General features: G+C 70.1%; 8 protein-coding genes and 1 pseudogene. 4 read left to right on the top strand and 5 right to left on the bottom strand.

Translation table 11 applies throughout. From position 1 onward, the window contains the following. Positions 1-628 (bottom strand): TetR/AcrR family transcriptional regulator (locus tag GT354_RS33275; protein WP_161360088.1); only part of this gene is annotated, 628 nt, incomplete at its 3' end. Positions 629-712: 84 nt separating this feature from the next. Between GT354_RS33275 and GT354_RS33270 the strand changes: the two genes are divergently transcribed. Continuing rightward, positions 713-1,375: a class I SAM-dependent methyltransferase gene (locus tag GT354_RS33270; RefSeq protein WP_161360087.1), complete on the top strand. Its 663-nt coding sequence runs from the start codon at positions 713-715 to the stop codon at positions 1,373-1,375. Positions 1,376-1,491: 116 nt separating this feature from the next. Here GT354_RS33270 and GT354_RS33265 read toward each other — a convergent pair whose 3' ends face one another. The 3 genes from GT354_RS33265 to GT354_RS33255 form a co-directional block, all read right to left on the bottom strand. Continuing rightward, positions 1,492-2,628: a bile acid:sodium symporter family protein gene (locus GT354_RS33265; protein ID WP_237535723.1), complete on the bottom strand. Its 1,137-nt coding sequence runs from the start codon at positions 2,626-2,628 to the stop codon at positions 1,492-1,494. Positions 2,629-2,726: 98 nt separating this feature from the next. Next, a complete protein-coding gene (locus GT354_RS33260; RefSeq protein ID WP_161360086.1) occupies positions 2,727-3,002 on the bottom strand; it encodes a hypothetical protein in 276 nt (91 codons plus the stop codon). Positions 3,003-3,087: 85 nt separating this feature from the next. Further along, positions 3,088-3,951, bottom strand: a complete 864-nt coding sequence (locus tag GT354_RS33255) for an isocitrate lyase/PEP mutase family protein (protein ID WP_161360085.1) — start codon at positions 3,949-3,951, stop codon at positions 3,088-3,090. Between the two features lie 529 nt (positions 3,952-4,480). Between GT354_RS33255 and GT354_RS33250 the strand changes: the two genes are divergently transcribed. Together GT354_RS33250 and GT354_RS33245 are read left to right on the top strand one after the other, a co-directional pair. Continuing rightward, positions 4,481-4,891, top strand: a complete 411-nt coding sequence (locus tag GT354_RS33250) for a VOC family protein (protein WP_161360084.1) — start codon at positions 4,481-4,483, stop codon at positions 4,889-4,891. A gap of 93 nt (positions 4,892-4,984) precedes the next feature. Continuing rightward, on the top strand, positions 4,985-5,449 hold the full coding sequence (locus GT354_RS33245; protein ID WP_161360083.1) for a helix-turn-helix transcriptional regulator: 465 nt from the start codon (positions 4,985-4,987) through the stop codon (positions 5,447-5,449). A gap of 64 nt (positions 5,450-5,513) precedes the next feature. Here GT354_RS33245 and GT354_RS33240 read toward each other — a convergent pair whose 3' ends face one another. Continuing rightward, positions 5,514-6,440 carry a LysR family transcriptional regulator gene (locus tag GT354_RS33240; RefSeq protein ID WP_161360082.1) on the bottom strand — a complete coding sequence of 309 codons (927 nt, stop codon included), beginning with the start codon at positions 6,438-6,440 and terminating at the stop codon, positions 5,514-5,516. A gap of 84 nt (positions 6,441-6,524) precedes the next feature. Between GT354_RS33240 and GT354_RS33235 the strand changes: the two are divergent. Further along, positions 6,525-6,811: pseudogene (locus GT354_RS33235) on the top strand (EamA family transporter); the annotation flags it as partial.

Below are 6,811 nucleotides of genomic sequence, written 5' to 3'. Positions count from 1 at the left end.
GGGGGTGGCGGTGTAGGAATGTGTCGACCAGGTTGTTGGTGAAGGCTTTGTCGATGGGTTCGGCGGTTACCAGCACGCGGTAGTAGAGCGGGCCCACGAGGTGGTCCGCCTCGGTGGCGATGTCGAGGTCGGTGGGCAGTCGGCCGTCGCGGACGGCGCGTTCCAGTGGCAGGCGGTCGCGGCGGCGTTGCGCGTCGAGCCAGTTGGAGCGGAAGTCGCGGGCGAACACCGGGTCGTGCTGGGCCTGGGCGATCAGCGCCCGGAACACGGCCCCCGAGTCGGACTCGGCGAGGAAGTACGCCAGTCGGCCCAGATAGTCACGCAGATCGAGCGCGATGTCCCCGGAATCGGGCGGCGTCAGGTCCTCGGCGGCGTCCTGGAGGAAGGCGTCCATCAGGACGTCGGCCTTGGTCTTCCACCAGCGGTAGATGGTTTGTTTGGCCACGCCCGCCCGCGCGGCGATGCCCTCCATCGTGACGCCGGCGAAGCCCTTCTCGACGAGCAGGTCGTCGGCCGCCTCCAGAACCGCCAGGCGGGCCGCTTCGCTGCGCCCGTGCCGGTTGCCGTGGTGCTGCCGCCCCGGGCCCCCCGAGCCGTCGGCCTCGGCGCCGTGGATCGCGGTCGTCATGCCGTCTCCCGTCTCCCGTCGCGTATTCGAGGTCCAGGGTATGGGATCTAGAAAAGACGCGACGGTGCGTCTACTCTAGGTCTCATGACTCGTACTCACACACTCGCCGACCCTCGCGTCCACGCGGCACTCGACCGGATGTTCGCGGGAGCCGCGCACGACGAAGACACCTCTGCCCGCATGGACGCGGCCCTGCCCGACGGGTTCGCCCCGTTGTCGCCCCAGGAGCAGGCCGATGCCGCGGCGGAGATCTACATGCCGATCTCCGCCGGCGGCGGCGCGCTGCTCTACAACCTGGTCCGAGCCGTCCGCCCGACCACCGTCGTCGAGTTCGGCACGTCCTTCGGGATCTCCACGCTGTACCTGGCCGCAGCCGTCCGGGACAACGGCGTCGGCCGCGTGGTCACCACGGAACTGAGCAAGGACAAGATCGCCGCGGCGCGCCGCACCTTCGCCGAGACCGGTTTGGACGACCTGATCACCGTGCTGGAGGGGGACGCCCGCGAGACCCTGCGGGATCTGGACGACCCTGCGGACTTCGTGCTGCTGGACGGCTGGAAAGACCTGTGCCTGCCCGTACTTCGACTCCTGGAGCCGCGCCTGCGGCCGGGCACGCTCGTGGTGGCCGACGACATCGTCCTGAGCAGTCTGCAGCCGTACCTCGACTACGTTCGTGACCCGGAGAACGGCTACCACAACGTGACCTTCCCGGTCGAGGACGGGATGGAGATCAGCTGCCGCCTCTGATCGGGCGATCGGGCGATCGGGAGATCGGGCCCGGCCTCGTCGGATCGGCGGGCAACCCGCCCGGCCGTCGCGCGGCGAGCACGCCCGACCCGGCCGTCCGTCGAGGACGGCCGGCGTCAGGAGTGCTCGCCCGCGAGGTCGCCGGCCCGGGCGCGGTCGTCGTCCCCGACGGCAAGCGCACCCGCCTCGGCGGACAACCCACTCGTCTCGCCGGCGGAAGGGCCCGACGGCGCCGGCACGTGGTCGAGGTCGTGGGCACCGTCCGGGCGCCGTGCCCAGCGGCCGGAGAGTACGGAGCAGACGATCAGTTGCAGTTGGTGGTAGAGCATCAGCGGCAGGATCGTGAGCCCGGCGTGGGCGCCGAACAGGACCGCGGCCATCGGCAGGCCCGAGGCCAGGCTTTTGGTGGCGCCGCCGAAGACGATGGCGATCCGATCCTCGGCCCCGAAGCCCAGGCGTCGGGTGAGCGTCGCCGTCAGGGCGAGCGCGATGCCCAGCAACGCGGCGGTCACGGCGAACAGCGCCGCCAGCCGCGACGGCGTGACCTGGTGCCAGATGCCCTGGACCATTCCGGCACTGAACGCGCAGTAGACGACGAGCAGGATCGAACCGCGATCGACGAGCCCGAGCCACTTCTTGTTGCGGGTGACGAACGCGCCGAGCCAGGGTCGCAGGAACTGGCCGGCGAGGAACGGCGCGAGCAGTTGCGTGCCGATGGACAACAGACCGGACGCGGAGACGTCCACGCGTGAACCGATCAGCCACGCGGCGAGCAGCGGCGTCGCGAGCATGCCGAGCAGGCTGGAGTACGTACCCGCGCAGATCGCCGCCGGCACGTTGCCGCGCGCGACGGACGTCAGCGCGATCGAGGACTGCACGGTGGACGGTACGACGCACAGGAACAGCAGCCCGATGTAGAGGTCTCGGGTGAGGACGTGGGGAACCAGGCCGGCCGCCGCGAGCCCGAGAACGGGAAAGACGACGAACGTGCAGGTGACGATGGTGAGATGGAGCCGCCAATGGCGCAGGCCCGCGACCGCCTCGCCGGTGGACAGTCGCGCGCCGTAGAGGAAGAAGAGCAGCCCGACGGCCACGTCCGCACCGCTGCCGATCACCGAGGCGGCCGAGCCCCGGGCGGGCAGCACGGCGGCCAGGGCGACGGTGCCGAGGAGGGCCGCGATGTACGGGTCGATCGGCGGGCGCCGCATCACCCTTCGTACCCGGGTACGGCGGTCGGGTGTGTCGTCGTGCATGGCTTCCTTCGGTGCTGTGGTGGCGCGTGGGCGTGAGCGTGGCCGGGCCGGGGAGCGGCGGCCGAGTCGGGGGTGCACCCGCTCGGCCGCCGTGGCTCTCAGTCCCCGGGGCCTCCTTCGAGGTCGCTGCCGACGACGCCGCCGTCGCCCGTATCCGCGTTGATCGAGCGGTCGACCTCCAGCACCGAATCGGGTTTGAAGGTGCCGACGCGCAACACCGTGATGGTGGGGGCGAGTTGGGCGACCGGGGCGGGAGGAGCGGTGGGTGTGATCGCGGACCCGCCCCGGTTGTCGACCGCCACCGCGCCCGGGCTTGCGACGTACAGCAGTCCTGCCGCGAGGGTGGTGACGGTGCAGGTGTTCAGTGCTCGCACGTGGTCGGGGTTCCTCGTCGGGGGAGGGGCGGCCGGCGACGCGGACGGCGCGTGGCGTGGCGGGTGGTCGGTCGGATCGGCATGGTCACACCGAAACCGCGCTCCGGGCGCGGTGGTGACGGCTGATGTTCTTCTCCAGCAACTCGGTCGACTCGCGGACGCCGATGCCGGCGCCGTCGTTCGCCTCCGGGAGTCGTCCGTCGGAGAAGGTGAGGTCGGCGAGCGCGGCGTCGATGGCGCTGTGCGCCGCGAACAGGCACGGGGTGCTGTAGATGGCGACGTCCACGTTCAGTTCGGTCAGTTCGGTGAGCGAAAGTCGCGGTGACTTGCCGCCCGCGATCTGGTTGAACAGCAACGGCTTGTCGCCGATCTCGGCCCGGATCCGGCTGATCCATTCGATGCTGCGGACCCCGTCGACCAGGACCACGTCGGCGTCGGTCTCCGCGAGCGCGGCGGCGCGCCGCAGGATTTCCTTCTCCTCCGTCGCATCGGTGCGTGCCACTACGAGGAGGTCGGTCCTCGATTCGAGAACCAGGTTCAGTTTCGTCAAGTACTCGTCCAGCGGCAGGATTTGCTTGCCGTCCGCGTGGCCGCAGCGGCGCGGACGCTGTTGATCCTCCAGGATGACGCCGGAAGCGCCCGCTCGTTCGAGCCGCTGGACGACGTGGCAGGCGACCTCCGAATCGACGTAGCCGTCGTCGATGTCCACGAGCAGGTGGTGCTGGGGGAAGGCCAGCCGCAGACGTTCGGCGAAGTTCACCATGTCGGGCCAGGCGATGAAGCCGATGTCCGGCAACCCGTAGTGGGACGCGGCGAAGCCGAACCCGGAGAGGAAGAAGCCTCCGTAGTGTTGGGCCGCGATGGACGCCGAGTACATGTCGTAGATGCCGATGAGCGGCGTTGTTCGGGGACGGGAGATCTCTTCGCGCAGGGCACTGCCGTAATTCACGGTTCCTCCGGAATCGAGAGCGAGTCCTTCCGCTGCGACCGGTACACGGGAGCGTGCAGTCGATGCGGTGGTCGACACGTCCGGCCCGGTTCGTCGCACGTATACCGAGACGGACGGCGCGACTTCTCCAGGGCAGAACAAAGCCTGCGCCGACTACTGCATGTGGCGGAACGACTTCGCTCCGTAGTATGTGGAGGTGGGCAAGTCTCTGTCAAGATTCAACCAACTGGCTGTTAATTCCCACCTGATGACGGACCGGGACCCGCGGCCACGCCGTCCGCACACCCGATCGACTATCACCGATTCCCACGGGACTCCCACCGACTCCCATCGGCCCCCATCCGCTCCCGACGCCCTTCGCGCGCGGTGAACGTCGGCCGTGGCGCCCGACGTTCACCCGGTCGACGCCCCCGGCGCCCGAACATCGTTTGCTCGGCCCCGCCTTGCGCTCTCGCGAGCATCCGGATGCCACGTGGATCGGTCAGGAATCGAGAAGCACCGGCTGCCGCGTCCGCATAGCCTGACCGGCATGGACATCACGATTCACACGAGCGTTCTCCCACACGACGACCCGGACGCGTCCGTGGCGTTCTACCGCGACGCCCTCGGCTTCGAGGTCCGCAGCGACGTCGGCACCGGCAGGATGCGCTGGATCACGGTCGGCCCCGTCGGTCAGCCGGGTACATCGATCCTCCTGGCGCCGCCGGCCGCCGACCCCGGGGTCACCGAGGACGAGCGCCGTACCATCGCCGAGATGATGGCCAAGGGCACCTACGGTTGGATCCTGCTGGCCACCGGCGACCTGGACGGCACGTTCGACAAGGTGCAGGCCGGCGATGCCGAGGTCGTGCAGGAACCGACCGAACAGCCGTACGGCGTCCGCGACTGCGCCTTCCGCGATCCCGCGGGCAACCTGATCCGCATCCAAGAGGTTCGCTGAGCCGTCCCATTCGTCGACGGAGTCCCGGCGCCTCGCCGCTCGTTCGGGCCCGCACCCCGCATGTTCACCGACTTCGAAACGAGGATTTCACCCATGTGCCACCCCTCGTGGGCGCGCGCACGTACCGACGCGCAGCGCCTGATCGACCTGGCGCGATTGCGCCGCGTCCGCGACCGGATGGACCGGGAGTACGCGCGGCCGCTGAACGTCGAGGCCCTCGCCCGCGACGCGAACATGTCCGCCGGGCACCTCAGCCGCCAATTCCGCCTCGCGTACGGCGAATCGCCGTACGCGTATCTGATGACCCGGCGCATCGAGCGGGCGACGGCGCTGCTGCGTCGCGGCGACCTCGGCGTCACCGAGGTCTGCTTCGCGGTCGGCTGCTCGTCGCTCGGCACCTTCAGTACCCGCTTCACCGAGCTGATCGGCATGGCGCCCAGCGCCTACCGGCGCCAAGCGGTGGGCGCCGCGGCCGGCATGCCGCCGTGTGTGGCGAAACAGGTGACCAGGCCGATCAGGCAACGGGAGGCGCCGATCGCCCAGCCACAACCGGCGTGACGGCGACGGCTTCCGGCCGCTCGTCCGGTACTCGGACCCGGACCACCCGCGTCGCGCCGAGGGATCACGGCGGCCGGTGATCCGGCACCGGCGACACGGGACCTCCGTTCGCCCGTCGGACGAGGAGTTCGGTGACCAGGGCGAGCGGGGGCCAGTCCAAGCGGCCGTGGCGGGTGACGGCGTAGGCGCGTAGTTCCACGGCCGGGGAGGCGAGAGGGACGAGCCGTACTCCGGGAACCGCGAGGGAGTCGACGGGCAGCAGGCCCACGCCCAGGCCCGCGGTGATCATGTCCTCCACCAGGTCGAGGCTGTCGGCCTGATGGGTTGTCCGCGGCGTGAATCCGGCCATCGAGGCGAGGGTTCGGATGACGGTCTCGTCGGCGACGTTGCGGGAGTTGACGATCCAGTCGTGCCCGGCGAACTGCGCGACGACCTCCGGCGCCGTCCCCTCGCGGGCGGCGGTGTGCGCGGGTACGCCCAGGGCCCAGCGCGCGGTCCACAGCGCGGTGGCGCGCAGCGCCGGATCCTCGGTCGTGGGCGCGAGGTTGTAGTCGTAGGTCAGCGCCAGGTCCGTGGCGTCCTCGACCAAGAGCCGAAGTGCCTCGGCGGGTTCGTGTTCGCGGATCAGGACGCGGACGCGCGGGTGGCTCACGGCCATGGCGCTCACGAGAGGCAACACGTGGGTGCGGATGGCGGTGGCGAATCCGGCGACGCGCAGGATGCCGTTGGGCTCGGCATCCGGAGCGAGGTCGTGGCGGGCCGCCTCCACCGCGGCGAGGATGCCGACCGCGTGCTCGGCCAGTCGGCGACCGACGGGGGTCAGCCGGACCCGGCGCCCGTCCGGCTCGATCACCGCGGCGCCGACGTCGTCGGCCAGCACCGCGATCTGTTGCGAGACGGTCGAGGTGGTGACGCCCAGGACGTCGGCCACCGCGCGCATCGACCCCAATCGGGACAGTTCCACCAGCATCCGTAGTCGGCGTGTCTCCATACGCACATTGTCCAGGATTCATGAACAAAATGTTCGGGATCGGCACGTGGACGCGAACGGTATCCATTGCTTGTAATGGCCCGCATGAGCCTCCCGGATCACCGCACCCGCCCGCGCCTGCCCGGTTCCATGACCGGGGCCCTGATGGCCGTCGTGTCCATGTCCACCGTCCAGCTCGGGCTCGCTCTCTCGGTGCCCCTGCTCGAACGACTCGGGGCCCTGGGCACCACCGGTCTGCGGCTGGGGTGGGCCGGCGTGCTTTTGCTCGTCCTGATTCGGCCCCGTCTGCGCGACTTCACCGGCCGGGACCTACCGGCGTGCGTCGTGTTGGGGGTGGTGAGCGCGGGCATGATGGTGTTCTTCATGCTCGC

This window comes from Streptomyces sp. SID3343 (genome assembly GCF_009865215.1).
GTDB lineage: Bacteria > Actinomycetota > Actinomycetes > Streptomycetales > Streptomycetaceae > Embleya.
The sequence above is the reverse complement of the archived record's forward strand: the minus strand, read 5'-3'. Positions and strand labels throughout refer to the sequence as shown.